The sequence below is a fragment of the Aeribacillus sp. JST-2 genome (assembly GCF_056032925.1).
In genome coordinates this window covers 1-25,755 of record NZ_JBVVUU010000035.1, presented here as the reverse complement: position 1 = coordinate 25,755, position 25,755 = coordinate 1, and the positions used below count along the sequence as shown (strand labels likewise).

The window sequence follows — 25,755 nt, the reverse complement described above, 5'->3', positions numbered from 1 at the left end:
AACCCCGGTACGCTCAACCCTTTGTGGGAGGGGCGCGCCCCTCCCACAAAGGCAACCACCCAAGATATGCGATTGTCAAGGAGCGTATCGGACTGGAAATTCGATAAAAAAACTTTCTGAAACTTAGTATACGAGGAGGTTGGGTCATGTCAGATATTTTGACACTTACTGAAGCTGCTGCATATCAAATAAAAGATATGATGAGAGAAAACGAAGAAGAAGGCAGCTTTTTGCGAATTGGCGTAAAAGGCGGCGGCTGCACTGGTCTTTCTTACGGAATCGGTTTTGAACAAGAGAAGCAAGCCGATGATCATGAATTTGAACAATTCGGCATTCGAATTTTAGTTGATAAAGACAGCGCTCCGATATTGAAAGGAACGAAAATTGATTATAAACAATCATTGCTCGGTGGAGGATTTACAATCGATAATCCGAATGCCATTGCCTCATGCGGCTGCGGCGCATCTTTTAGAACAGCAGCAAATGCCGGCAGACCGGAGCAATGTTAAAGAGACCAAACAGCTTTACTCTTTTCCATGCAACAAAGAAGACGGTTTCGTCCCGCCTTCTTTTTTATTTTTCAAACATGCTAGTGCTGTGCATAGGCTGCACTCTTGCGTTCGGGTCGATATAGTTTTTCGCATTATTGACAGCAATCGGCGCTTCACCAAAGCCAGTGGCAATTAATTTGACTTTGCCGTCGTATGTGCAAATATCTCCTGCTGCATAAATTCCTTGAATGTTCGTTTCCATTTTCGAATTGACGGCAAGTGAATTTTTTTCAATGTTCAGCCCCCAATTTTTAATCGGTCCAAGCGACGAAACAAAACCGAAATTTACGATCACCTCATCGGCTTCAAGAACCTCTTTTCGGCCGCTTTTTGGTTCTTCAACGACTATTTTTTCAATTCGATCTTGTCCGATCAGTTCTGCAGGTACAAACGGCGTGAGGACATTCACTTTCGAATTCATCATTTGGTTAACGCTATGTTCATGAGCTCGAAATTTATCTCTTCGATGGACGATGGTGACCTGTGCAGCGATCGGTTCAAGCATTAATGCCCAATCAACAGCCGAATCTCCTCCCCCAAAAAGGACAACTTTTTTCCCGGCAAAATAATTTAAATCCTCAACAAAGTAATGCAAATTTTTGCCCTCGTATTTTTCGGCGTTCTCAAGCTGAAGTTTTCTTGGTTGGAAAGCTCCGTTGCCGGCTGTGATAACGATTGTTTTGGACAAATGAATTTCGGAATTTGTGGTTATCATAAAGGTGCCGTCATCTTGTTTTTCAACTTGCTCCACCGTCTGTTCCAAACATATCGTCGGGTTAAACATCGACATTTGTTCTTTTAAATGATGGATCAACTCCTTTGCGCGAATTTTTGGAAATCCAGCTACGTCATATATGTATTTTTCAGGATATAATGCTGTTAATTGCCCGCCCAATTGCGGAAGGCTTTCTATTATTTTAACGGAAGCCTGCCGCATTCCGCCGTAAAATGCGGCAAACATCCCAACAGGACCCCCTCCAATTATAGTGATATCGTAAACATTGCGATCTTCTTTCATCATATATTCCTCCCCAAGTCATCTTCTTAAAATGTGAAGATTTGATTGCATTCTACATATTAAGTTTAACATAAAGTTCCTGATTATTCTGAACAAGAAAATTTATCTTGAAATGTCTGAGTGAAAGGGATATTATGTCTATAGATGAAAAGTTAATATTTTGTGAACTAATTTGTAATTTTTTGTAAAGGAAAGTGAATGTTTTCACAAATTTCCGAAAGGTTTTCAGAACACTTTTATGAACCATAATAATATTATATAGTAGAAAAGGTTGGTGTGTCCTGTGAATAATCCGAAAGTAGTCATTTTAGGGGCGGGTTATGGCGGTTTAATGACTGTGACGCGTCTTCAAAAATTGCTTAGTGTGAACGAAGCAGACATTACGCTTGTAAATAAGCATGATTACCATTATGAAACGACATGGCTTCATGAAGCTTCTGCCGGCACTTTGCACCATGACCGCTGCCGTTATTTAATTAAAGATGTTATTGATACAAGCAAAGTAAACTTTGTGCAAGATACGGTGAAGTTGATCAAGACAGATGAGAAAAAAGTGATTCTTAATAACGGCGAACTTGAGTATGATTATTTGGTAGTAGCTCTAGGCTCTCACCCTGAAACATTTGGAATTAAAGGGTTAAAGGAATTTGCTTTTTCGATTTCAAACATTAATTCTGCCCGGCAAATTCGCGAGCATATTGAATATCAATTCGCTACATATAATACAGAGGAAGAAAAAGACGATACGCGCTTAACGATCGTTGTTGGCGGCGCCGGTTTTACCGGAATTGAGTTTTTAGGTGAACTTGCAAACCGAATTCCGGAACTTTGCAAAGAATATGATATTGATCCTAAAAAAGTGCGCGTCATCTGCGTTGAAGCGGCTCCGACAGCACTGCCAGGTTTCGATCCGGAGCTTGTCGAATATGCAGTAAATCAATTGCAAAGAAAAGGTGTCGAGTTTAGAATTGGGACAGCCATTAAAGAATGCACAGAACAAGGTATCATTGTGGCAAAAGATGATCAAACAGAAGAAATTAAAGCAGGCACCGTTATTTGGGCTGCCGGTGTAAGAGGAAACAGCGTCATCGAAGAATCCGGCTTTGAAACAATGCGCGGACGTGTGAAAGTAGAAAAAGACTTGCGCGCTCCGGGACATGATAACGTGTTTATTATTGGCGATTGTTCCCTTATTATAAACGAGGAAATCAACCGTCCTTATCCGCCGACAGCACAAATTGCCATGCAGCAAGGAGAAACTTGTGCGAAAAATGTCGCCGCATTAATTCATGGCAAAGAATTAGAACAATTTAAGCCAGACATTAAAGGGACTGTTGCTTCTTTAGGCGAAGATGATGCGGTCGGTGTTGCTTTTGGCAAGAAGATGGTTGGGACGAAGGCATCTTTCATGAAGAAAATGATCGATAACCGTGCTCTTTACATGGTCGGCGGTGCCGGGCTCGTATTGAAAAAAGGCAAATTTAAGTTTTTCTAATGGGGAGGAAAGAGCAAAGGCTAAGATGGGCTTTTGCTCTTTTTATATCAAATATTAATGTTCGTGTTTGACCACTGCCGTTTGCTTTTTTATGTTGCAGACGCAATCATAGGTTATAAGGGGGATGCGCGTTTCAATGAACATACCGATTCTCATTATTTCCATGTTGTTATTTTTCGTGTTGTTTTTTGGAATCGGTTTTTTATTAAATATGCTATTAAGAATGTCTTGGGTTATGGCCGTTTTTTATCCGATTGTATGCATTTTTTTAATTGACGAGGTGAGTTTCTTCGACTATTTTCAATCACCCGGCCATTCATTTGCACTGCTATGGGAAAAAATTACCTCGCTTGCTATGGCGGATATTTTGATATTATTGAGCGGTCTGGCGGGCGCCATCGTGTCGGGCGTTGCCATCCGCATATTAAGAGCAAAAGGGTATCAAATGTTTTAAGGCTTTCCGAACTGGAGGGAAAGCCTTTTTATTTTCCATCATTGCCCTCTTTCACCGTATATTTTTCTATTTTCATGGGAATAAATAGGTGTGAGAGGAGTGGAATACGAAAAAATGAATGATGGAAAGTTGTGGACTAGAAGAATCGTAATGATTTTATTGTTCATTAGTGCTTTCACAACAACTTTTGAATCGGTTTCAGGAGTGAAGGCGGAAGAACTGACCAATTGGATTTTTAAACAGTACAGAGAAAAACATGAATTATACGCAAATAATGATCTAGAGGCAAAAAAAAATGTTGAAACGAACCATAAAGCTTTAGAGCAAAAAACTACCAGAGAAACAGTAGATTGGTCCAAATATCCGAAAATGACCGTGATTGCGACCGGATATACGGCAGGTTATGAATCAACGGGAAAAAAACCGGGGCACCCCGAATATGGAATTACCTATTCCGGTGTCCGGGTGACACGCGATGCGTTCTCAACCATTGCCGCGGATTTAAAAGTCTTTCCCATCGGCACCGTCCTTTATGTACCCGGATATGGATATGGGGTAGTAGCAGATAAAGGGGCAGCTGTTAAAGGAAACCATCTTGATTTATATTATGAAACGGTTGAAGATGTTTATGAGCAGTGGGGCAAGAAAAAAGTTGACGTTTATGTTGTGAAAAGAGGGAACGGCACCTTAACTGAGGATGAATTAGCGAAATTAAATCAAAACAAAACAATGGAAGTTTTCGGACAAAAATAAGAGCTGTCCATTGGGGCTAGCTCATTTTTTTTGCAAAAATTTTGCTGAAAGGTTGTAAGATAGAAAGGAGATGAACATTCAAGGAGAGGAGACGGAAAAATGTTTAAAATATTAGAAAGACTTGATGATTTGCAAGGAGATGGAGCAATCATCGGCCTTTTTCAGCGAAACGGCCAACTCGATCAAACATTAGCGGCGATTGATAACAGTTTACATGGACATTTAACGGATTTGATAAAAAGCGGCGACATCTCGGCCAAAAAAAACAGCATAGCAAAAATACATACTTTAGGCGCTATAAAAGTAAAAAGACTTTACATCGTTGGCTTAGGAAAAGAAAAAGAGTACACATTTGCAGATACAGTGAAAAGTTTTGGAAGGGTCTTTCAATTGATTGAAAAAGATCGGCTAAAAAGCGTTTCTGTTTTGCTGCCGTCCTTTGCCGGAAAAGAAGTGGATGAAATCAATGCGGGGCGTGCACTTGCTGAAGCATTTGTTTTATCAACCTACAAAATACAAAACTATAAACAACGGCAAAATGAAAGATACCCTTCTCTTGATCTGATGAATGTCATAACAGAAAAAGATCAAAAAAAAATAGAAGCTGCTTTAACGGCAGGCTATACTTATGGAAAAGGAACGAATTCAGCGCGCTCATTGACCAATATGCCTGCAAATCTGCTGACAGCAGCTGAACTGGCCAACTATTCGATGGAACTGGCAAAAAAATATTCGTTTGAAATCGAAATTGTTGAAAAAGGAGAAATGGAAGAGATGGGCATGGGAGGACTCCTCGCCGTCAACAAAGGATCAAGCGAGCCTCCCAAAATGATTGTTTTAAAATATCAAGGAAAAGAAAAATGGAAAGATGTCATTGCATTAGTTGGCAAAGGCATCACTTATGATACAGGAGGATATTCTCTAAAATCACGGGATGGTTTAGTCAACATGAAAACGGATATGGCCGGTGCAGCAGCAGTTTTAGGAGCAATGGAAATAATAGGCGAATTGCGGCCTGAACAAAACGTTATTGCGGTCATTCCGGCCACTGATAATATGATCAGCGGCGGAGCGATGAAGCCGGATGATGTGATCGTATCATTGAGCGGTAAAACCATTGAAATTTTAAATACGGATGCAGAAGGGCGGTTGGCGCTTGCCGACGGAATTACGTATGCAAAACAGCATGGTGCGGAATACATTATCGATGTCGCCACTTTAACAGGGGGTGTTGTGGTAGCTCTTGGCAAACATACGACAGCAGCCATGACAAACAATGAAGAACTGTTTAAACAGATTTTTGCAGCATCTGCAGAATGCCAAGAAAGAATATGGCGCTTGCCAATTTTTGAGGATGATAAAGAGCGGGTGCGGAACAGCAAAGTGGCGGATTTAAACAATTCTCCAGGGCGCGAAGGGCATGCGATTATGGGTGCTGCTTTTCTCGGTGAATTCGCAGAAGAAACGCCTTGGGTTCATCTCGATATTGCCGGAACGGCAACAACCAACAAACAAAGTCCACTTGGTCCGGAAGGGGCAACAGGCGTCATGACAAGAACTTTGGCTGTTTTTGTAGAAAAATTCAAACCGTTAAACCGCCATTAATAAGAAAAAGGAAAACAGGGTTCCTTCTGTTTTCCTTTTCAAAATGGCTTTACTTACTCCCAATTCCCAGTTATACGGCAGCTTTTTTGCTTTTATGTAAACAGTGAAATTTAAGCTGGAAAACAGTCTCCCGCCAGGCTGCATTTTGTATTGAAAGAAAGATTTCCGCCGGGTCTACAGAATTTTTCATGACCTGACCAGCCAGCAATAAAATGGAATCTCGTCTTTTAAGCGGATTTTTTCTTTTGGATTGGAAGGTTTTTTGGCATAGCATGATAAATACGGGATGCCAACAGGGCGCAGGCAACTGTGAACACGATATCTTTTATCATAAACCAAGTCATAATTCCCCATGCAGCCAAATAGCTGACGTTTGCTCCAAGCCAAAGATTAAGGGCAAAAAACATGTAAGTAGTGCCTATAATATATATGAGTACAATCGAAACAAAAGATGCCAAAAGAAATACAGACAATTTGATCTGTTTTGCCTTTTCAACGATCAAACCGGAAATATATGCTGCAAATATAAACGATAAGATAAACCCTCCGGTTTGGCCGAAAATAGCCTGTATTCCGCCTTCGAATTGAGCGAAAACTGGAGCGCCTGCAATCCCGATAAGCGCATAAACAACCATGGAAAGAGCGCCAAGCCGTCTTCCGAGAAGCAGCCCTGCCAGAATACAAAAAAACGGCTGCATCGACAATGGCACTCCGCCCACTTGCAAAAAAGGCGCAATGGTTGTAATGTTTGCTCCAATTGCCATTAAGGCGGCAAAAAGGGCAACCAGTGTTATATGATAGGTTTTCAAAACTTTCCCTCCTTTCGTCAGTATAAATGTAAAGTATAACCGAAAATATGTCAACTATTTTTTAATTAAAGTTGACATATATAAAACATAAAAAAGCAAAGGAATGCTGCCTTTGCCTTTTTATGTTTCAAGGGCCTCTCAAAAAGCCTCTTCAACCGGAACATAGGGATAGCCAAGATCGCGTGCAACGGCTTCATAAGTGATTTCTCCGTTTGCCACGTTAACGCCGGATTTGATCGATTTGTTTTCCATAATAGCTTTCATCAATCCTTTGTTGGCTATTTCCAATGCAAAAGGTGTTGTTACATTTGTAAGAGCGAAAGTCGATGTTCTAGGAACGGCGCCAGGTATGTTTGCTACAGCATAATGCACAACGCCGTGTTTGACATAGATTGGATCGTCATGTGTTGTGACATGATCGCTTGTTTCGACAATCCCTCCTTGATCAATGGCGACATCAACAATGACTGAACCGGGCTTCATTGATTTCACCATTTCTTCCGTGACTAGTTTCGGCGCCTTTGCCCCGGGGATTAGGACGGCTCCAATGAGCAAATCGGCTTGTTTCACATATTCTGCAACATGATACGGATTGGACATAATCGTTTGAATGCTGTTGCCAAAAATATCGTCCAATTCACGAAGACGTTCGGCGCTGACATCGAGAATGGCAACTTTTGCTCCTAAACCGACAGCTATTTTTGCAGCGTTTGTTCCGACAACGCCTCCGCCAATAATCACAACATTTCCTCTTTCTACTCCCGGTACCCCCGATAATAATATGCCTTTTCCTCCGTTTGGTTTTTGTAAAAATTGAGCCCCGATGAGGACAGCCATACGGCCGGCAACCTCGCTCATCGGTGTCAGCAGAGGCAAAGAGCGTCCATCTGAAACGGTTTCATAGGCGATGGCTATCACTTTTTTTTCTTTTAAAGCTTTCGTCAGCTCAGGTTTTGCAGCGAGGTGCAAATAAGTAAATAAAATGAGGTCTTTCCGAAAATATTGGAATTCATCTTCAATGGGCTCTTTCACTTTCATGACCATGTCAGCTTCCCATATTTTGCTGGCATCATCAAAAACTTCGGCTCCCGCTTGGATGTATTCTTCATCTTTAAAACCGCTTCCGAGACCTGCGTTTTTTTCAACTAATACGCGATGACCTGCTTTAACGAATGAAACTGCTCCTGAAGGCGTAAGCGCCACACGGTTTTCGTTGTTTTTCATTTCTTTTGGAACACCAATGATCATTAGCCGTATTCCTCCTTAATAAATGAACCGTTTGATTTCAGTATAATACGGATAGATTTGAAAATTCACTAAAATAAACGGAAAATAATGGGTTTCAACAGCTTGTCGGATCCAAGCGCCATAATATTCCATGATCATATTGTTTCATACTGGGGGTTATGTCATTCATCATGTCCGTTCAAAACAAATCGGGTAAACAAATTCAGGATTGCGCCGTATAATATCATAAATTACATTAAAATGGGGGGATGATGATTGCCTGCGTTTGTCGGTCCCTTCGAAATAGAAAGCGTCCAATCGGGTGCGGTAAATTTTGGGGATTGTTTTTCGATCGCTCCTAAAGCAACCTTAAAGTCTGCTTATGGATCTGGCGCTTTCAATTTAGGGAATTTTGTCAATCTATATAATGGCCAAAGCAAGACGAATGAACAATCTGCCAATTGGTCTGATCAGCAAATTTTCAACAACAACTAAGCACGAAAAACTAAATGTTAGAAAGGGATGGAAAATGAAAATCCGCAAAGCAAATGTCGAAATAAACGGTCAAATGATTACCAACGTGTACGTATATGAAAACAAAAAAGAAGAATATACTATTGTTTCCATTCCGGAGATTGAGTGGTCCACGCTCATTTCTTATGAGGATGATCATGAACTTTTAAGAAAACGTTTGATGGAATCTTTGGAAGGAAAGACAGGTGCTGCTGCAGAACAATTAACATTCAAAATTATTCAATGGGTTCGGGAAATGTAAAAACGGGAGCATACGTTCTGCAAACCTCTGCCAAGCAGAGGTTTGCCTGCCTAAAAACAGCTTGGACTCAACAAACGTTTTTCTCTTTTTCTGCCAGTTCTATAATATCCTGTATGTCAACATTCAAAACAGAGCAAATTTTAGCAAGTTTGTCGAGGGGCAAACGTTTCGTTTTGTTATGGCACATTTCCCAAACGAAAGTATGCCGGATATCCGCTAATCTAGCCAACTCCCGCTTTGTCATTCTTTTCTGCTTCAAAAGATTGTCCAATTTAATACGAATTACATATTCCTTTTCCATTTTTTTCACCCTTATGTTTCCGTTCTCCATAAAGTTTAGAAAGTATTCTACCAATATTCTTTACAACGTTCAAGACTATTTTTTAAATTTTTATAAAAGTAAATTAATTTTTTTCTTATCGAACAAAAATGTTGATTTAAGTCGTTGTTAAGACAAATTTACGAAAACGTTCAAATGGCTAAACATTTGCATGATATTCTTATTTATCATAAAACTTAACATTTTTGTTACCGGGAGGATCATGGATGTATTTTCAATCGATTGCCCCTGTGCTATTGTTGCTTTGGCTGTATTTCATTTTTGTGATCATCATTTTAAGAAAGTAGTGAAATTAAAAAAGGAAAAAGTTCTTGTTTTAAACCTCATCCTTTGCTTCCTGTCTGGCTTCTTTCAATTCATCAACGGGATTATTTTTCCATAGCTTCACTTTCGTATTGTAAGCAGCGCGGCTTATTAAATGGCCTGCCACGGGCGATGTTAAAAAAATAAACAAAATTCCGAGGAGGACTCTCGCATTTATATGATCCTTTAATAGCCAAAAATATAGAAACACTCCTGTTAAAATGGAAATGACACCAAGTGTTGCACTTTTAGAAGCAGCATGGTTTCTCGTATACACATCCGGCAGCCTTAAAACGCCAATGGCAGAAATTAAGCTGAAAAAAGCACCTTGGAGAATGAGATAACCGATGATACATTTGCTAATCGTTTCGATCATTTTCAATGATTTCTCCTTTCTCCAGGAATTTTGCAATGGAGACGGTGCCGATAAACGCTAAAATCCCGATTAATAAAATAATATCTAAAAACGCGTTTGTATCGAGTACGATCGAAATAATGGCGGTGATTCCGACTAAATTGATTCCGATTGCATCCAATGAAACTGCCCGATCAGGGATGGAAGGCCCTATAATGAGCCGGAATATCAACAAGAGGGAGGAAGCGGCAATCAAAGCCAGTGAAATCCATATCACGAATTCAAACATTTATCGGCTCACCTCCTTAATGGCTTTCTCAAAACTGTTTCTTATATCGTTTTTTGCCTGCTCTATATCGTCAATATTGATCGAATGAATGTATAAAATTTTGTTATCATGGGAAATTTCAATGACAAACGTTCCGGGTGTCAGCGTGATGAGATTGGAGAGAGTCGTTATTTCCCAGTTTTTTTCTAAGTCTGTTTCAAATGCAAAAATGCCCGGCTTCATTTGCAGTTTCGGCGAAAGAACAATTTTGACAACGGCAATATTTGAAAGGATCAACTCTTTTAAAAATATGAACACCAGTTTGATGGCAGCAAATAGATTATACAAAAAAAACCTTCTTGGAAAGAAACGCCTTAAAACGAAAATAATGATAAGGCCTAAAACATATCCGACCGAAAATGCAGCGAGCGAATCGTCATTTTGCAAGAACATCCATGCTACGGCGATGACAAAATTTAAAAGTATTTGAAAGGACATCATGATCTACTCCTTTAAAACGGCTTTTACATAAACATCAGGAGACAAAAGAACTTCTCCCGCTTGTGTAATATATGGGGAAATGAATTCTGTACAAAGCCCGTATAAAGTTGAAATGGCGACCAAAAAAGTTATGGGAATGAGAAGATTTTTCACCGCTACATTTGTTTGGGTGCGGGGAATGTTTTCCTCGCCCCAAAAACCGTTTATAAAGATTTTCATCACAGAATACAAGATCAAAAGACTTGACAGCAAGACAACAAAGGCCATTACAAAGTCCCCGTTTTCAAAACCGCCTTCAACCACTTTCAATTTTCCGATAAAACCGCTGAACGGGGGAATCCCTGACAATGATAAAGCAGCGATCAAAAATAACCAGCCAAGTGCAGGATATTTTTGGATAAGACCGCTAAAATAATGGAGGCGTGTTGTGCCTGTAATGGCTAGGATGGCTCCAACTAAAAGAAACAGCGCGCTTTTAATGATCATATCGTGAATGATGTAATAAACAGCTCCTTCCATCCCCGCCTTCGTCATCGTTGACATGCCGAACAGCATGATGCCAACAGCTGTTAAAATATTATATATCATGATTTGTTTTATATCGGGATAGCTGATAGAGCCGATGACGCCAAAAATGATGGTTAGCACAGACAGCCAAGAAATAAACGTATGCGTAAAATCGGTATCTTGCAAAAAGATTAAAGTAAAAACTCTTGTAATGGAGTATACACCAACTTTTGTCAACAGAGCCCCGAAAAGCGAGGCAATCGCAGACGGCGGTGCCTGATATGAACCAGGCAGCCAGAAAAAAAGCGGAAACAATGCGCTTTTTAATCCGAAAACGATTAAAAACATAATAGAAATGACAGTTATGATGCCCGAAGATCCTAATTCTTTCACACGCAAACTTAGATCAGCCATATTTAGCGTGCCAGTCACCGCATAGAGAAAGGCAACCGAAATAACAAACAAGGCGGAAGAAATAACGTTCACCAAAATATATTTAATTGATTCCCTCAATTGCGGTTTTGAATTCCCATGAACAATCAGGAAATAAGAAGCCATGAGCATCACTTCAAAAAATACAAACAAGTTGAATATATCGCCAGTTAAAAAGGCACCGGAAACACCTGTCAACAAAAACATGACGCCGGAATAATAAAAATAACGGATTCGCTCTTGTGCCATTGTTTTGTAAGAAAAGAACAAACAAGCCAATACGACGATATTCGCCGTCAGCACAAGCAAGCTTGCGTACATATCCGCAACAAGAACAATGCCAAACGGCGCTTTCCAGCCGCCGACCTCTAGCGATACAATTCCGTATGTTTTGACAAATTGAACAAGAAAACATGCGATTGCCGTGTTGACCACTGATGCAGCGGCGCTTAAGCAAATTTGCATTTTTTGCCGTTTGTTAAAAAAAATAAGCAGTACTCCTGTCAATAGCGGAATGGCGATGGGCAAAATAATGAAATTATGGTTCATTGTTGATCATTTCCTCTCAATTGATCCATATCATCAGTCCCAAGTTCTTGATAAGATCGGTAAGCCAGAACGAGAAAAAAGGCTGTGACACCAAAGCTGATCACAATAGCGGTCAAAATCAGCGCTTGGGGCAGGGGATCAACATATGATGAAGCATGTTCGCTTAATAACGGAACGGTTCCCTTTTTCAGTCCTCCCATTGTTAAAATGAGCAAGTGCGCCCCATGACTCAACAGTCCGGTGCCGATTATGATTCGCAATAAACTTCTGGAGAGCATCAAATATGTGGCCGCCATAAACAAAATGCCTGAAACAATAGCCGCTAAAATTTCCATTATTCCGTCTCCCCTATCGTTAGGATAATGGTCATGGTAATGCCGACAACGACAAAATAAACGCCAAGATCAAATAAAACAGCAGTGGCAAGATGCGAATCGCCGAGAAGGGGAAGATGGACATGGCCGTGTGTATGCGAAAGAAACGGCACACCGAAGAAGAAGGAGCCGATTCCTGTTAAAACGGCGATGAGTAAGCCAAAGGCGGCAACTTTTATATAATTGATCGGCAAAATCTTTTTGACGGTTTTTATATCAAAAGCAATCAACAAAAGTACGATCGCACCCGCTGTAACAAGTCCGCCGACAAATCCACCTCCAGGAGCATTATGCCCTGCAAAAAACAGATGGAATGAAAAAATCAAAACGATAAAAACGACCAATTTTGCAACGGTTTGCAAAATTACATCATTTGTTTTTATACCTGTTTTCTTCAATATTTTTCCCTCCCATTTTTAGGCGGATCATGCTGTAAATCGCCAGAGCGGCAATTCCTAATACGGTGATTTCAAATAATGTATCGAATCCGCGAAAATCAACAAGGATGACATTTACGACGTTATACCCGCCGCCTAAACTGTAGCTTGTTTCTAGAAAGTATTCGGCAATTGTTTTGCCAGTCCGTTCGCTATTAGCGGAAATGGCAAGCAATGTGACAATCGAACCTACTCCGAACGAAATGACAAAATTGACAAATCGGAACCGTCTTTTTTTCTCTTTTTTCTGAAACTCAGGCAAATAAGAAAAGGCGAGCAAAAACAATGCTGTTGTAATCGTTTCAATCACCAACTGTGTTAGCGCCAAGTCAGGCGCTCTGAACAATACAAAAAACAGGGCAAGAGAATACCCGACGGAGCTTAAAGCAATGATCGCTGTTAAACGGGATCTTGCCCAAACGGTTGTGATCGTTCCGGCTACCATCACAAGAGATAAAATCAGTTCATACATCCCGATCGGCGCCAAATGATCTGTTGAAAAAGAAAGGGCATGTTTGGCGGCCATTGTCATCCCAATTGAGGCGATCATAAATGCAAAAATATAGACAAGATAGTCGCGAATAAACCCCGTCATGTAAAAGTTTGTCAAGCGATTTGAAACGAGAACTATTGTGTTTAAGAATTTGTCATAAAAATGATTCAATGTCAGCCAATTCGGTTGAAATTGATAAATTTGTTTCCACTTTGAAACCGTCAGATAAAGCAGCAAGCCAAAAGCAGCCACGCCGATGGTCATCCATAATTCCAACGTAAAACCGTGCCAATGGGAAATATGGACATTAAAATGCTCGCCTTCCTTCAACAAAGCAGGCATAATCGATTCCATTGCAGGCTCAATTAAACTGTAAGAAAGCAAGTTAGGGAAAAAGCCAAAAATAACTACAAGTGAACTAAGTATAACTGGCGGGATTAACATTCCGGTCGGCGCTTCATGCGGTCGATTCGGAAGTTTTTCCGGCTTCCGTTTTCCAGCAAACGTTTTGAGCAAGAAAATGAAACTGTAGATAAATGTAAAAATACTTCCGATCCACGCAAGAACAGGCAAAAGAATGCCCCAAGATTCCGCAGTAAACACATTCAATTCCAAAACCCGTATCATGCCGCTGAAAAACATTTCTTTGCTCAAAAATCCGTTAAAAGGAGGAAGACCCGCCATGGACATCGAGCCGATCGCTGCAATTGTAAACGTTATCGGCATGAAAGACATAAGACCTCCGAGTTTCCTGATGTCTCTTGTTCCCGTTTCGTGATCGACGATTCCGGCAACCATAAACAAGCTGCCTTTAAATGTCGCATGATTGATCAAGTGAAAAATGGCTGCCGTTATGGCGGCAGTATGGTATTCAAATTGATCCAACAAAAGAGCGGCTGAACCAACACCTAATAAGGACATGATCATTCCCAGCTGGCTGACGGTGGAAAATGCCAGAATCGCTTTTAAATCCGTTTGTTTGACTGCGTGAAATGATCCCCAGAATAAAGTGAAAATTCCCGTTAGAGAAACGATCCAAAACCATTCGGCGCTGCCGCCGAAAATAGGTGTGAAACGGGCAACTAAATAGATTCCGGCTTTCACCATTGTTGCTGAATGCAAGTAGGCGCTGACAGGTGTTGGAGCTTCCATCGCATCAGGTAGCCAAATATAAAACGGAAATTGGGCTGATTTGGTAAAAGCTCCTAAAAGCAGAAACAATAAGGCAGGAATAAACAAACGGCTATCGGCAATTTTGCCGCTTTGCTCAATCCATTCGCGAATACTGAACGTGTCGGTTATTAAATAAAGAAGAATGAATCCACCCAGCATGGAAAGCCCGCCGAAAACGGTAATCAGCATGGACTTTTGAGCTCCGTAGCGCGATCGTTCCCGATGATGCCAATAGCCGATCAATAAAAAAGAGGAAAAGCTCGTTAATTCCCAAAAAATATAGAAGACGATGGCATTGTCAGATAAAACAACGCCGAGCATAGCTCCCATAAACATCAATAAATAAATGTAAAAAACATGCAACTGTTCCTTTTCTTTTGACAAATAATCAATGGAATAAAGCACAACGAGGGAGCCGATGCCGGTTATAAGCAGTGCAAACAACAGGCTAAGCCCGTCAAGATAAACGGTAAAATCAATTCCTAACGAAGGGATCCATTCCGCGGTTTTGTAAACGCCTTCGTTATGTACATGACCAATGAAAGATTGGGCAAAATAAAGAAATAAAATAACGGGCAAAATGAAGACAAACCATCCTGTATGTATTTTCCTAAAATATTTATACAGAAATGGAATGACAATGGCGAACAGAAAAGGGGATAAAACCGCCCAATGAAGTAAAGCCATGCTTAACCTCCTCATCCCGAAGCATAAAACCGTAATGGCCAATGAAAAGAGCGTGTTTTTTATTGATGATTTTTTTGAGCTTAAATTTCAAGTTCTTATGACCATAAATATCGTATCAAAAAAAATGCGATTTGTATATTTTTTTGTGAGGTTTCCGACCATAATTATGAGATGGTATGATGAAAAATTGGGAATCGTATTTTCCATCTTTACGGTGAAGTTGTTGGCTTGCATTTACATGAACAAACCGAACAAATATTGTTGACAAACTTTCCGTTCTTTTCCATTGGTCCGAATCAAATGACTTAATGATCATATTTGGAAGAAAAGGGGATTTTAAAAAAATAGCCCCTAGGAAGCCTAGGGAATATATTCGGGTGGTCCGATAAAAAATGTTGTGTAAGCAGTTCTTATTTAAATTAAAAAACGTTTGCGGATGTTGTCATCAGGGTAAAGGCATTTCGTTTTTTTGCCGAACCATTTGTAGCGATTTTTTGCTATGAAGGTATATACTGAATCCCTGAGCGGTTTTGGAACAATGATCAGCAAGTAAAAAATTTTGACGATACTTTGCAAACGTTTTGCAACCTTTAACGCAGCGGTAGATTTTGTGTAATAGCCATTGTCATCTATGAGGATAAAAGAATCATGATCGTTTTCCGGCAGCCCGTATTTCTTCAGGAATTGATGGCCGATTTTCGATTGCAGGGGCGCAAATACAAACACTTCGTTCGGATCTCTAGAAATAATAAATTGGACGGTTCTGCTGCAAAACTGGCAAGTTCCATCAAAAAGAATAATTTTTTTCCGGCTGTTCATGTGTCCGCCTCGCTTTTTCCAATTATTATTGTCTAAGGAAAAAATCTTTTTTCGCTTTTATAAGGGTGGATCAATGAAAATGAATAACGGTAACGACAATAAATATTAATAAGATCTTCGGGGTATTTTAAAAAAGCCGGCTGCACATGCTCTTGTCTCTTTGTGCAGTCGGCATTCATATTTTCAATGAAAATATTCTTTTTCAAGCCGAATGATATTTTCAAGGGAACGTTGAGCCCATCGGCTGTTTTCTTCTTCAAGCTCTTTTTTATAGGCCAGGATCGCTTCCTTCAATGATGATTCATAATCGGGGATGTCCCCGCCATAAGGCTTGACCATATTTTTCGGAATATTTGCTTGTTCATTGAAATGCAATGCATTTCGTTCGTGAAAAAACGGTACATCCGCTTGTTTTGGGTGATGTAAGTCGCCTTGCATCGGGTGTTTTAGAACCGCTTTGATTTTGACTAAGTAATGATTCGGGCGAATCTCAGTGATTTCTCCAATATATTTTCCCGTTTTATAAATGCCGGTGACAATATCTCCAATTTTCAATTCCATTCATTTCACCTCAGTTCGCAGCTAGTGATTATAAATTATTTGCACTTTTGAGATTCCCTTGCAGGCAAAAAATTTGCTATAGTAAGAATAAGTGGATTTGAAAGGTCGTGACCCATCGTGAGTTTGTTGCTGAATTTTATTTTGTATTTTCCGGAAAACAAAATTGAATATTTTTACGGTTTTTTGCAAATGGCGCCGTTTATTGTTTTAGCTGTTTTAGCCGTTGTCTTTTTCAAAAAAATTTCCCGGAAGGAAGAAGAAAAAGCAAAACAGCTATATCAACAGCTTTCGGAAAAGGATCGGGAAAAATAAAGGCACATTGGTGTTTTCTGGCGGGCGGTGAAGGCTCGCCAATACAGCTCTTGATGGAACGGCAGACGTGAACGGGTTCATTCAAGCAGGAGCCATAATCCGGCTCCGATTATGCCAGTGCCGTTTTCAACCGCTGCAATCCTTCTTCCACCATTTTCCTCGGGCTGCCAATATTCATTCGCACGAACCCTTCACCGGCTTTGCCGTATTTGCTGCCCATTTCCAGTGCCAGTCTTCCTTTTTCAAGAAGCAATTTTTTGATTTGCTGCTCTGTTTTATTTAATGAACGGCAGTCGATCCAAACTAAGTAAGTTGCTTGCGGCCGGATGACAGAAAGGCTTTTGATTTCATCCTTGACAAAATTTTCAACAAGTTCGACATTGCCTTCAAGATAGTGAAGAAGTTCATCCAGCCATTTATGTCCGTGTTGATAAGCAGCTTCCATTGCGGCAATTCCGAATGTGTTTAATGAGAAATGTCCTTGTTGCCTTTTCACTTCTTTAAATTTTTTCTTCATTTCCCGGTTCGGGATAATCACCGCAGACGCTTGCAACCCAGCCAAATTAAATGTTTTGCTAGGAGCGATCGCTGTTATCGACTTTTCGGCAAAATCTTCACGAATGGATGCAAAAGGCGTATGTTTATGTCCAAACAGCATCATGTCAGAGTGAATCTCATCCGATAGGACAAAAACATCATATTTTAAGCACAATTCGCCAATTTTCGCCAGTTCTTCCTTCGTCCAAACCCGTCCGCTCGGATTTTGCGGATTGCAAAGAATGAGCATTTTTGCGGCCGGGTCTTTCAATTTTTGCTCTAGGTCCTGAAAATCAATATGGTATTGGCCGTCTTTTAAAAACAGTTCATTTTCCACGAGAATCCTCTTGTTCAATTGAACCATTTCAAAAAAAGGATGATAGACCGGGGGCTGAATGACAATGCGGTCGCCTTCATTCGTAAAGGCTCGTATCGCAATGCTGATAGCCTCGACAACGCCGGAACAAAAATCGAGCGAGGATGTTGGAATTTCCCATCCATGTCTTGTTTTCAGCCAGTTTTGAACTGCTTTTTTTGTTTCATCCGTCACGGTTGTATATCCGAAGACCCCGTGTTCCACCCGTTCTTTCAGCGCCGTTATGACTGCTTCCGGAGATTTAAAATCCATATCCGCCACCCACATTGGCAAGACGTCGCTATATCCGAATAGTTCTTTTTTTAAATCCCATTTGACCGATTTTGTGCCATGTCGTTCAACCAGCTGTTCAAAATATTTCATAATCTCACCTCAATAACAATATATGCTAAAATACAAATACAAACAATATGTACGCATTGGAGGACGGTGGATGGAAATGAAAGAGGCCAATTTGTTAATGATTGAATTGTTATACGATTGGGATCCGCTTCATTACGGAAAAGGCGCTTACGAAACAGAAATCATTGATTGCGTTCAAGCGGTTCACTCAATCGACCATGTTTTGCCATTGGCGCGAAAAATTCAATCCATATACGAATTCTCTTTCGAGGAAGTGATTCCTTTAGGCGAATGTGAAAAAATCGCCAAAGAGCTGTTGGCGATTAAAAATCAGGCGTCGTGCCATTTATAGAAGAGGTCTTTTAACTGAAGCAAAAATCAAAAATGTAATCGGAAACTTGGTCAGGACGTTCTTCAGGCACTAAATGCCCTGTTTTCCTTAAGGAAATGAAGCGGGAAAGGGGCAAATCTTTTTGAAGCCGGTATCCGATTTCAATCGGAACGACTTTATCCTCCTCCCCCCAAACTAAAAGACTTGGAATTTCAATGGATTTTAGTTCTGCTTGCGCCAGATCTCCTTCCCGATCACGGATCATTCTTGTCAACGCTCTGAAAATTTGATCGTCATAAAAAGGTTTGATATATCCTTCCATCATTTCTTCATTGATAAGAGATTGATCATGGACGACGCTGCAAAGGATTTGCCAAACACCTTGCTTGGCAAAATGCCTCTTGACATATAGATAAAAATACGGAAGATATGAACAATAAATAAGCGGCGAAGGCAGCCGTTTCATATAAGCTGAACTGCATATAAGCACAATTTTTTCAAACAAATCGGGTCTTTGCTTAGCGGCGTATAATGAAATTTGTCCTCCCATTGAGTGGCCGATGATGATGGACTGGCGAATATGGAGCCGATTCAGAAGTTCGATCACTAATCTTGCTAAATTATGATAAGAATAAACAAATTTTGTTGTTTTTTCTGATTTTCCAAAAGGAGGAAGATCGATGGCAATAATGGCAAAATGTTGTTTTAATCTGGGGATCAATTTTCTAAAGCTGAAGGTGGATGATAAAAATCCGTGAATCAGCACGATGGTTTCTTTTCGTTTTGGATGCGGATAGTATTCATAATGGATATTGATTCCGGAAATATTGATCGATCGATTGATGTTTTTAATCAATGCCTCTTCTCCTTTCGATTTGCTACCGTTAGTTTAACCTGTCACCCGTAAAAATTTCTTGAACGATGATGTAAAAATGCTGGAACGTGATATAATTATCTGAAGATTCCATTTTGGGGGGATTCATCAAGATGAAATTATCAGAAAAAGAGACGGAAATTTTGGAAATATTGGAAGAAGACAGCCGTTTGACTGCTGAAACCATTTCCAAAATGATAGGATTATCCGTTGAAGAAACGGAGAAATTGATTTCGGGATTGGAAGAGAAAAAAATCATTGTCGATTATGCGACAACGATAGACTGGAAAAAGGTAGACGGCCATGAAGGAGTAACGGCCATGATTGATGTCAAGGTTGCTCCTAAGCGAGGAGTCGGGTTTGATGAAATTGCTGAAAGAATATACCGATTTAATGAAGTAAAATCCGTTTATTTAATGTCAGGCGCCTATGATTTGTCTGTTGTTATTGAAGGGAAAACGATGACGGACATTGCGAGGTTTGTTTCGGAAAAGCTTTCTGCCCTTGACTCCGTTTTGTCGACAACAACGCATTTTATTTTGAAAAAATATAAACATGATGGAGTTATTTTTGATCAAGATGATAAAGATAAAAGAATTGTGGTGTCACCATGAAAACGATCAATACTTATTTGTCTAAAACCGTTATGGATATCAAACCATCAGGTATTCGTAAATTTTTTGATTTAGCGGCTAAAATGGATGGCGTCATTTCTCTAGGCGTCGGTGAACCGGACTTTGTTACTCCGTGGAATGCTAGGGAAGCTTGCATTATTTCCCTTGAACAAGGATTTACTTCTTATACGGCGAACGCCGGTTTGTATGAATTGCGGGAAAAAATCAGCGAATATTTGTATAAGCAATTTGATCTGCAATATGATCCGGATGAAGAAATAATAGTAACAGTTGGAGCAAGCCAGGCTCTGGACATTGCCTTTCGTTCCATTATTAACAAAGATGATGAAGTGTTGATTATTGAGCCTTGTTTCGTTTCATATGCGCCCCTTGTTACACTTGCCGGAGGAAAACCTGTCAGCGTATCAACATTTGGCGAAAACGAATTCAAAGTTGATACAAACGAATTGGAAAGACATATTACGAGCAAAACAAAAGCGATCATGCTTTGCACACCGAACAATCCGACGGGAACGGTTTTATCGAAAAAGGAATTGGAAGCCATTGCGGACATTGCCAAACGATATGATTTGCTTGTTGTAGCAGATGAAATTTATGCGGAACTCTGCTATGAAAAAGAGTATGTTAGCATGCCAAGCATTGAAGGAATGAAGGAAAGAACCATCCTGATCTCCGGTTTTTCCAAAGGTTTTGCTATGACGGGATGGCGCCTCGGCTATGTAGCGGCGGATCGAACGTTTGCCCGCGCGATGTTGAAAATTCATCAATATTCGGTAATGTGCGCGCCGACAATGGCCCAGTATGCTGCGATAGAAGCTTTGCAAAATAATCGGGACGATGTCGAATACATGCGAAAAAGCTATCTAAGAAGAAGAAATTTTATCGTTCAATCTTTGAATGAAGCAGGTTTGTACTGCCACATACCCGGCGGAGCCTTTTATGCTTTTCCCAGCGTTAAGAGCACAGGCTTATCTTCTGAGGAATTTGCCGAAAAATTGCTTTTGCAAGAAAAAGTTGCAGTTGTTCCGGGAAGTGTTTTTGGAAAAAGCGGGGAAGGATATATAAGATGTTCATATGCTTCATCAATGGAGCAATTGCAGGAAGCAATGAAACGCATTCACCGCTTTGTTCAATCATTATATTAAAACATCAACCTGGCCGCTTTATGGTCAGGTTTTTTATAACTTTTTGTCAATGTGATCTTTTTATGATATAATTAAAAACCGTTTATTCGAGTGTCTACTTAATTAAAATGTTAAATAGGAGTGTTTTGATGAACAACCGATACGAAACAGGAACAATTGTAGTGGGAAAAGTAACAGGAATCCAGCCATACGGTGCATTTGTGGCACTAGATGATGAAACGCAAGGTCTTGTTCATATTTCCGAAATTGATCACGGATTTGTTAAAGATATTCACGAGCATTTAAAAATCGGCGACGAGGTTAAGGTAAAAGTGTTGGCAGTTGATGAAGAAACCGGAAAAATAAGCCTTTCCATCCGGGCTGCGGCCGAAAAGCCGAAAAAATCGGCAAAGCCTAAGCAAAATCAACATAAGACCGGATCATCAACCCCTCATGGTTTTAATACATTGCGTGAAAAATTGGAAGAGTGGATCGAACAATCGAAACGTGAAGGCATCTCTCGGCCATAATTTGCACAATACAGATCAGTGATGAAGAGTCAGTTTTTTCAAAGTGCGAAATAGTGTAAGACTTCCTTCCTTTAGAAAAAAGGCAAGCATCGGCTTCGGCCGATGCTTTTATCGTGTTTCCGTTTTCGGTTCATTTCTGGCAAATTCAGCGTCTGGCTTAAACAACAGAGCAAGATTAATGAGACCGGCAATCCCGATAATTCCATAAATAATTCTTGATAATGCTGAGTCTTGCCCTCCGAAAATGGCGGCAACTAGATCAAATTGAAAAAATCCGATAAGACCCCAATTTAAAGCTCCAATAATTGTCAACAATAAAGCAATACGCTGCAAAGCGCTCATAAAACAGCCTCCTTTAATTCTCATTATTCAATTTTATCTTTAACTAAGATGAAGAAATTATGCATGAAAGGAAATGATAAAAGATGTGCTTTTTTCTTTACTTCTGCAAAAACATTTTCGCATAATTTACTTAAGGGAGGATCAGGGTCTTGGGAAGAGGCAAAGCGAACCGGCAAATCATCATTTACCGAAATAAACCATTTTGGTTGGTAGGATGGAATCAACGATGCGGAAATCCCAATAAATGAAAAAGTAATCATAATGATAGGTGGAAAATCTTTTAGATGTCAATGAAATTATAAGAAAACACAAGTTTTCATTGAAAATGAAAGAATATAGAGGGAGGAATATTGATGGAAAATTTCTCTTATCACAACCCGACTAAACTTATTTTTGGCAAGGGTCAATTAGAAAAATTAAAAGAAGAAGTTCCGAAATACGGAAAAAACGTTTTGATTGTATACGGAGGAGGAAGCATTAAGCGAAACGGTATATATGATCGTGTTGTTTCCTATTTGAAAGAGATAGATGCAAACATCTGGAAATTATCAGGAGTTGAACCAAATCCAAGAATTTCAACAGTTAAAAAAGGGGCTGAAATTTGCCGGAAAGAAAAAATTGACTTTATTTTAGCTGTCGGCGGAGGAAGTGTAATCGACTGCACAAAAGCCATTTCTGCAGCTGCCAAATATGAAGGCGATCCATGGGATATCGTGTTGAAAAAATATATTCCGGAAGAAGCGGTTCCTTTTGGAACGGTATTGACGCTTGCGGCAACGGGATCGGAAATGAATGCTAACTCCGTTATTACAAACTGGGAAACAAAAGAAAAGTATGGCTGGAGTTCGCCCCTTGTCTATCCGAAATTTTCGATTTTAGATCCGGAACATACATACACAGTTCCAAAGGACCAAACAGTTTATGGAATTGTGGATATGATGTCTCATGTTTTTGAGCAATATTTTCATCCGGAAACACATGCGCCGCTCCAAGACAGAATGTGTGAATCGCTGCTTATCACTGTCATTGAAACTGCGCCGAAGCTAGTGGAAGATTTGGAAAATTATGATTTGCGGGAGACGATTATGTATTGTGGAACGATTGCATTAAACGGCAGCTTAGGAGTTGGCTATCGCGGCGATTGGGCGACCCACAACATAGAACATGCTGTTTCGGCGGTGTATGATATACCTCATGGCGGAGGTCTGGCGATTTTGTTCCCGAACTGGATGAAGCACGTGTTGGATGAAAATGTAGGGCGTTTTAAGCAGTTTGCGCTTCGCGTCTTTCACGTTGATCCGGAAGGGAAAACGGATCGTGAAATTGCTATCGAAGGGATTGAAAAGCTGCGCGAGTTTTGGAATTCCATTGGTGCACCAAGCCGTCTTGCTGATTACAACATTGGCGAAGACAAGCTTGACCTCATGGCCGATAAAGCGATGGCAAGAGGACCATTTGGCAAATTTAAAGTGTTAAACAGAGAAGATGTGTTGGCGATATTGCGCGCTTCTTTATAAGGCAAACAGAAGGATCGGCTGCAATAACCGGTCCTTTTAAAGGAATATTGATTTTGTCAGGCAATTTCGATAAAGTTTAAGAAGTAAAACACTTTATCAAATTATTGAAAATGGAGGAACTTGTTTTATGGCATATGTCCGATTTGATTATTCAAAGGCGCTATCTTTTTTTAATGAACACGAACTTACATACTTTCAAGACTTTGTCAAAGTAGCCCACCATGCTTTGCACGAAAAATCCGGACAAGGAAGCGATTTTTTAGGCTGGATTGATTGGCCGGAAGATTATGATAAAGAGGAATTTGCAAGAATTCAAAAATCCGCTCAAAAAATTCAGTCCGACTCTGATGTTTTGCTTGTGATCGGGATCGGCGGATCTTATTTAGGAGCCAGAGCGGCTATTGAAATGTTGAATCATTCTTTTTACAATGCGCTTCCAAAAGATGAACGCAAAGCGCCGCAAATCATTTTTGTCGGCAATAACATCAGCTCTACATACATGCAACATGTGATTGATTTCATTCAAAACAAAGACTTTTCCATCAACGTCATTTCGAAGTCTGGCACCACAACAGAACCAGCCATTGCATTTCGAATTTTCCGTAAACTATTGGAAGAAAAATACGGAAAAGAAGAGGCGAGAAAACGCATTTATGCGACAACGGATAAAGCGCGTGGCGCATTGAAAACATTGGCAAACGAAGAAGGATATGAATCCTTCATTATTCCGGATGACATAGGAGGCCGTTATTCCGTTTTAACGGCTGTAGGGCTTCTCCCGATTGCGGTAAGCGGCGTTAGTATTGAGGAGATGATGAAAGGCGCTCAAGATGCCAGACGTGATTTCTCATCATCCGAACTGTCGGAAAATCCCGCCTATCAATATGCGGTTGTCCGCAACATTTTGTACAATAAAGGAAAAACAATAGAAATGCTGATCAATTATGAACCGGGGCTGCAATATTTTGCTGAATGGTGGAAGCAATTGTTCGGCGAAAGCGAAGGAAAAGACTTGAAAGGGATATTCCCTGCGTCTGCCAACTTCTCGACTGATTTGCACTCTTTAGGTCAGTATGTGCAAGAAGGACGCCGCGATATGTTTGAGACAGTGTTAAATGTCGAAAAAGTAAGATATGAATTAACAATTGAAGAAGATCAAGATGATTTAGACGGCTTAAATTATTTAGCCGGAAAAACAGTGGATTTCGTCAATAAAAAGGCATTTGAAGGAACGCTTCTCGCCCATACGGATGGCGGCGTGCCGAATCTTGTTGTCAATATTCCGGAATTAACTGCTTACGCTTTCGGATATCTTGTTTATTTCTTTGAAAAAGCGTGTGCTATGAGCGGTTATTTAATGGGTGTCAATCCGTTCGACCAACCGGGTGTGGAAGCATATAAAAAGAACATGTTTGCCCTTTTAGGCAAACCGGGCTTTGAAGAGAAAAAAGCCGAACTTGAAAAACGTTTGAAATAAGCCGACGATTCTCGGAGTACCCTATGATTGTACTCCGAGTTTTTTATTTTAATGAATATATTTTCTTGTATTTGTAAATTCCTCCCAATTTAGATTGGGCTTGTCTTGCCATACATCTTGTTTGAATGAAAAACAGCGTGTTTGATCCATCAAATTGTGTTGATCAAAATAAATTTGCAAAATTTTATACCATTTTGTGCAAAATGGGCAAATGAACATGTCTTTCACCTCAACCTCATATATTTATTTTATAATTTAACCGAAAGCCAATCCGTTTGAAAAATGGGGAAAATTGTGTTTTCGAATTGAATGGTTTCGAAAAATGTATTTTTTCTAAAAGATAATCAGATTTTCTTGCAATTTTCACTTCAAATTTTCCGTTGTTCCTAGTTTAAAAATTTTTACCGGGTCAAGCTGAAATTTTTGGATTTCGGCCTTCCGTGATTACTTACTGCTGTGCCCCTTGTAGAGGTATTAAGCCTTTTCCATTTAAAAAGTTTACTAGGCTGAAGTAAATAAAATTGTGAAAGAAATAACCTTCTTACCGCTTATAAAAAAGGTAATTTCGAGATCTTATTTATTTCAATTTGATTTTTATTTTACTTTCATCAGAAGGAATTGATTTAACCTTCAAGGAATTTACGTTTTTTTTATACAACGATGTCTAACAGAATTGATGTAAAAGTTATCTTTGTCCAAAATACATAAAGTGATTAAAGTCAACTTCTGGATTGGTGACCTATCTAACTAATTAAGGCTTATTTTCAAATTCACCCCGTGAAGTTGAAAATATAACTGTAGATGAGTAAATTTCATTACATTTATTACCATCTTTAAAAAGCAAACAAAGATACCCTTATGCCACTCGTAAC

At 39.9% G+C, this 25,755-nt stretch carries 30 protein-coding genes; 14 read left to right on the top strand and 16 right to left on the bottom strand.

Annotated elements, in window-relative coordinates; genetic code table 11:
• Nucleotides 1-146 precede the first annotated feature (146 nt).
• Nucleotides 147-509, top strand: a complete 363-nt coding sequence (locus AC0KTX_RS13825; protein ID WP_474252706.1) for a HesB/IscA family protein — start codon at nt 147-149, stop codon at nt 507-509.
• Between the two features lie 64 nt (nt 510-573).
• Here AC0KTX_RS13825 and AC0KTX_RS13820 read toward each other — a convergent pair whose 3' ends face one another.
• Nucleotides 574-1,569 (bottom strand): NAD(P)/FAD-dependent oxidoreductase, encoded by a 996-nt coding sequence (locus AC0KTX_RS13820; protein WP_474252705.1) that lies wholly within the window; start codon nt 1,567-1,569, stop codon nt 574-576.
• A 283-nt stretch (nt 1,570-1,852) separates the two neighbouring features.
• Between AC0KTX_RS13820 and AC0KTX_RS13815 the strand changes: the two genes are divergently transcribed.
• The 4 genes from AC0KTX_RS13815 to AC0KTX_RS13800 all read left to right on the top strand — a co-directional run bounded on the left by AC0KTX_RS13815 (nt 1,853) and on the right by AC0KTX_RS13800 (nt 5,876).
• Nucleotides 1,853-3,064, top strand: coding sequence for an NAD(P)/FAD-dependent oxidoreductase (locus AC0KTX_RS13815; protein WP_474252704.1), 1,212 nt, complete (start codon nt 1,853-1,855; stop codon nt 3,062-3,064).
• A 136-nt stretch (nt 3,065-3,200) separates the two neighbouring features.
• The gene (locus AC0KTX_RS13810) at nt 3,201-3,518 is read left to right on the top strand and encodes a YuiB family protein (RefSeq protein WP_474252703.1); all 318 of its coding nucleotides are present in this window, start codon (nt 3,201-3,203) and stop codon (nt 3,516-3,518) included.
• 99 nt (nt 3,519-3,617) lie between these two features.
• Nucleotides 3,618-4,271, top strand: coding sequence for a 3D domain-containing protein (locus AC0KTX_RS13805; protein WP_474252702.1), 654 nt, complete (start codon nt 3,618-3,620; stop codon nt 4,269-4,271).
• 99 nt (nt 4,272-4,370) lie between these two features.
• Nucleotides 4,371-5,876 carry a leucyl aminopeptidase gene (locus AC0KTX_RS13800; protein ID WP_474252701.1) on the top strand — a complete coding sequence of 502 codons (1,506 nt, stop codon included), beginning with the start codon at nt 4,371-4,373 and terminating at the stop codon, nt 5,874-5,876.
• Nucleotides 5,877-6,103: 227 nt separating this feature from the next.
• On the opposite strand, the gene AC0KTX_RS13795 is transcribed toward AC0KTX_RS13800, so the two are convergent.
• The gene (locus AC0KTX_RS13795) at nt 6,104-6,640 is read right to left on the bottom strand and encodes a biotin transporter BioY (RefSeq protein WP_474252708.1); all 537 of its coding nucleotides are present in this window, start codon (nt 6,638-6,640) and stop codon (nt 6,104-6,106) included.
• 183 nt (nt 6,641-6,823) lie between these two features.
• Nucleotides 6,824-7,933: an alanine dehydrogenase gene (gene ald / locus AC0KTX_RS13790; protein WP_474252700.1), complete on the bottom strand. Its 1,110-nt coding sequence runs from the start codon at nt 7,931-7,933 to the stop codon at nt 6,824-6,826.
• Between the two features lie 255 nt (nt 7,934-8,188).
• On the opposite strand from ald, the gene AC0KTX_RS13785 reads away from it, so the two are divergent.
• Both AC0KTX_RS13785 and AC0KTX_RS13780 read left to right on the top strand, forming a co-directional pair.
• Nucleotides 8,189-8,407, top strand: a complete 219-nt coding sequence (locus AC0KTX_RS13785; RefSeq protein WP_474252699.1) for a spore germination protein — start codon at nt 8,189-8,191, stop codon at nt 8,405-8,407.
• A gap of 34 nt (nt 8,408-8,441) precedes the next feature.
• Complete coding sequence (locus tag AC0KTX_RS13780; protein WP_474252698.1) at nt 8,442-8,687, top strand: YueH family protein; 246 nt, start codon at nt 8,442-8,444, stop codon at nt 8,685-8,687.
• Nucleotides 8,688-8,754: 67 nt separating this feature from the next.
• On the opposite strand, the gene AC0KTX_RS13775 is transcribed toward AC0KTX_RS13780, so the two are convergent.
• From AC0KTX_RS13775 to kapB, 10 genes are all read right to left on the bottom strand, one after another.
• Nucleotides 8,755-8,988: a helix-turn-helix domain-containing protein gene (locus AC0KTX_RS13775; RefSeq protein ID WP_474252697.1), complete on the bottom strand. Its 234-nt coding sequence runs from the start codon at nt 8,986-8,988 to the stop codon at nt 8,755-8,757.
• Between the two features lie 355 nt (nt 8,989-9,343).
• Complete coding sequence (gene mnhG, locus AC0KTX_RS13770) at nt 9,344-9,706, bottom strand: monovalent cation/H(+) antiporter subunit G (RefSeq protein ID WP_474252696.1); 363 nt, start codon at nt 9,704-9,706, stop codon at nt 9,344-9,346.
• Nucleotides 9,690-9,974, bottom strand: coding sequence for a Na(+)/H(+) antiporter subunit F1 (locus AC0KTX_RS13765; RefSeq protein ID WP_474252695.1), 285 nt, complete (start codon nt 9,972-9,974; stop codon nt 9,690-9,692). Before AC0KTX_RS13765 ends, mnhG begins: the two co-directional genes overlap by 17 nt.
• Nucleotides 9,975-10,451 (bottom strand): Na+/H+ antiporter subunit E, encoded by a 477-nt coding sequence (locus AC0KTX_RS13760; RefSeq protein ID WP_474252694.1) that lies wholly within the window; start codon nt 10,449-10,451, stop codon nt 9,975-9,977. It lies immediately after the preceding gene.
• Nucleotides 10,452-10,457: 6 nt separating this feature from the next.
• Nucleotides 10,458-11,942 carry a Na+/H+ antiporter subunit D gene (locus AC0KTX_RS13755; RefSeq protein WP_474252693.1) on the bottom strand — a complete coding sequence of 495 codons (1,485 nt, stop codon included), beginning with the start codon at nt 11,940-11,942 and terminating at the stop codon, nt 10,458-10,460.
• Nucleotides 11,939-12,277: a Na(+)/H(+) antiporter subunit C gene (locus tag AC0KTX_RS13750; RefSeq protein WP_474252692.1), complete on the bottom strand. Its 339-nt coding sequence runs from the start codon at nt 12,275-12,277 to the stop codon at nt 11,939-11,941. Before AC0KTX_RS13750 ends, AC0KTX_RS13755 begins: the two co-directional genes overlap by 4 nt.
• Entirely contained in the window at nt 12,277-12,699 is a 423-nt protein-coding gene (locus AC0KTX_RS13745) for a Na(+)/H(+) antiporter subunit B (RefSeq protein WP_474252707.1), read from the bottom strand. Before AC0KTX_RS13745 ends, AC0KTX_RS13750 begins: the two co-directional genes overlap by 1 nt.
• Nucleotides 12,686-15,106, bottom strand: coding sequence for a Na+/H+ antiporter subunit A (locus AC0KTX_RS13740; protein WP_474252691.1), 2,421 nt, complete (start codon nt 15,104-15,106; stop codon nt 12,686-12,688). The genes AC0KTX_RS13745 and AC0KTX_RS13740 overlap by 14 nt, the downstream gene beginning before the upstream one ends.
• A gap of 414 nt (nt 15,107-15,520) precedes the next feature.
• Nucleotides 15,521-15,925, bottom strand: coding sequence for a thiol-disulfide oxidoreductase DCC family protein (locus tag AC0KTX_RS13735; protein WP_474252690.1), 405 nt, complete (start codon nt 15,923-15,925; stop codon nt 15,521-15,523).
• A 183-nt stretch (nt 15,926-16,108) separates the two neighbouring features.
• Nucleotides 16,109-16,486 (bottom strand): kinase-associated lipoprotein KapB, encoded by a 378-nt coding sequence (gene kapB / locus AC0KTX_RS13730; protein WP_474252689.1) that lies wholly within the window; start codon nt 16,484-16,486, stop codon nt 16,109-16,111.
• Nucleotides 16,487-16,603: 117 nt separating this feature from the next.
• On the opposite strand from kapB, the gene AC0KTX_RS13725 reads away from it, so the two are divergent.
• Nucleotides 16,604-16,798, top strand: a complete 195-nt coding sequence (locus AC0KTX_RS13725) for a hypothetical protein (protein WP_474252688.1) — start codon at nt 16,604-16,606, stop codon at nt 16,796-16,798.
• A 109-nt stretch (nt 16,799-16,907) separates the two neighbouring features.
• On the opposite strand, the gene AC0KTX_RS13720 is transcribed toward AC0KTX_RS13725, so the two are convergent.
• Complete coding sequence (locus AC0KTX_RS13720) at nt 16,908-18,074, bottom strand: MalY/PatB family protein (protein WP_474252687.1); 1,167 nt, start codon at nt 18,072-18,074, stop codon at nt 16,908-16,910.
• A gap of 70 nt (nt 18,075-18,144) precedes the next feature.
• On the opposite strand from AC0KTX_RS13720, the gene AC0KTX_RS13715 reads away from it, so the two are divergent.
• Nucleotides 18,145-18,405, top strand: a complete 261-nt coding sequence (locus AC0KTX_RS13715; RefSeq protein ID WP_474252686.1) for a DUF1871 family protein — start codon at nt 18,145-18,147, stop codon at nt 18,403-18,405.
• Nucleotides 18,406-18,415: 10 nt separating this feature from the next.
• On the opposite strand, the gene AC0KTX_RS13710 is transcribed toward AC0KTX_RS13715, so the two are convergent.
• On the bottom strand, nt 18,416-19,240 hold the full coding sequence (locus AC0KTX_RS13710; RefSeq protein WP_474252685.1) for an alpha/beta fold hydrolase: 825 nt from the start codon (nt 19,238-19,240) through the stop codon (nt 18,416-18,418).
• Nucleotides 19,241-19,371: 131 nt separating this feature from the next.
• On the opposite strand from AC0KTX_RS13710, the gene AC0KTX_RS13705 reads away from it, so the two are divergent.
• The 3 genes from AC0KTX_RS13705 (at nt 19,372) to yugI (ending at nt 21,547) form a co-directional block, all read left to right on the top strand.
• Nucleotides 19,372-19,872, top strand: coding sequence for an Lrp/AsnC family transcriptional regulator (locus AC0KTX_RS13705; protein ID WP_474252684.1), 501 nt, complete (start codon nt 19,372-19,374; stop codon nt 19,870-19,872).
• Nucleotides 19,869-21,038 carry an aminotransferase gene (locus AC0KTX_RS13700; protein ID WP_474252683.1) on the top strand — a complete coding sequence of 390 codons (1,170 nt, stop codon included), beginning with the start codon at nt 19,869-19,871 and terminating at the stop codon, nt 21,036-21,038. Before AC0KTX_RS13705 ends, AC0KTX_RS13700 begins: the two co-directional genes overlap by 4 nt.
• A gap of 128 nt (nt 21,039-21,166) precedes the next feature.
• On the top strand, nt 21,167-21,547 hold the full coding sequence (gene yugI / locus AC0KTX_RS13695) for a S1 domain-containing post-transcriptional regulator GSP13 (protein ID WP_474252682.1): 381 nt from the start codon (nt 21,167-21,169) through the stop codon (nt 21,545-21,547).
• A gap of 108 nt (nt 21,548-21,655) precedes the next feature.
• Here the strand turns inward: yugI and AC0KTX_RS13690 are convergent, their stop codons facing one another.
• Nucleotides 21,656-21,889 (bottom strand): DUF378 domain-containing protein, encoded by a 234-nt coding sequence (locus AC0KTX_RS13690; protein ID WP_474252681.1) that lies wholly within the window; start codon nt 21,887-21,889, stop codon nt 21,656-21,658.
• A gap of 353 nt (nt 21,890-22,242) precedes the next feature.
• On the opposite strand from AC0KTX_RS13690, the gene AC0KTX_RS13685 reads away from it, so the two are divergent.
• Complete coding sequence (locus tag AC0KTX_RS13685; RefSeq protein WP_474252680.1) at nt 22,243-23,406, top strand: iron-containing alcohol dehydrogenase; 1,164 nt, start codon at nt 22,243-22,245, stop codon at nt 23,404-23,406.
• A 127-nt stretch (nt 23,407-23,533) separates the two neighbouring features.
• Nucleotides 23,534-24,883: a glucose-6-phosphate isomerase gene (locus AC0KTX_RS13680; RefSeq protein ID WP_474252679.1), complete on the top strand. Its 1,350-nt coding sequence runs from the start codon at nt 23,534-23,536 to the stop codon at nt 24,881-24,883.
• The last annotated feature ends 872 nt before the right edge of the window (nt 24,884-25,755 follow it).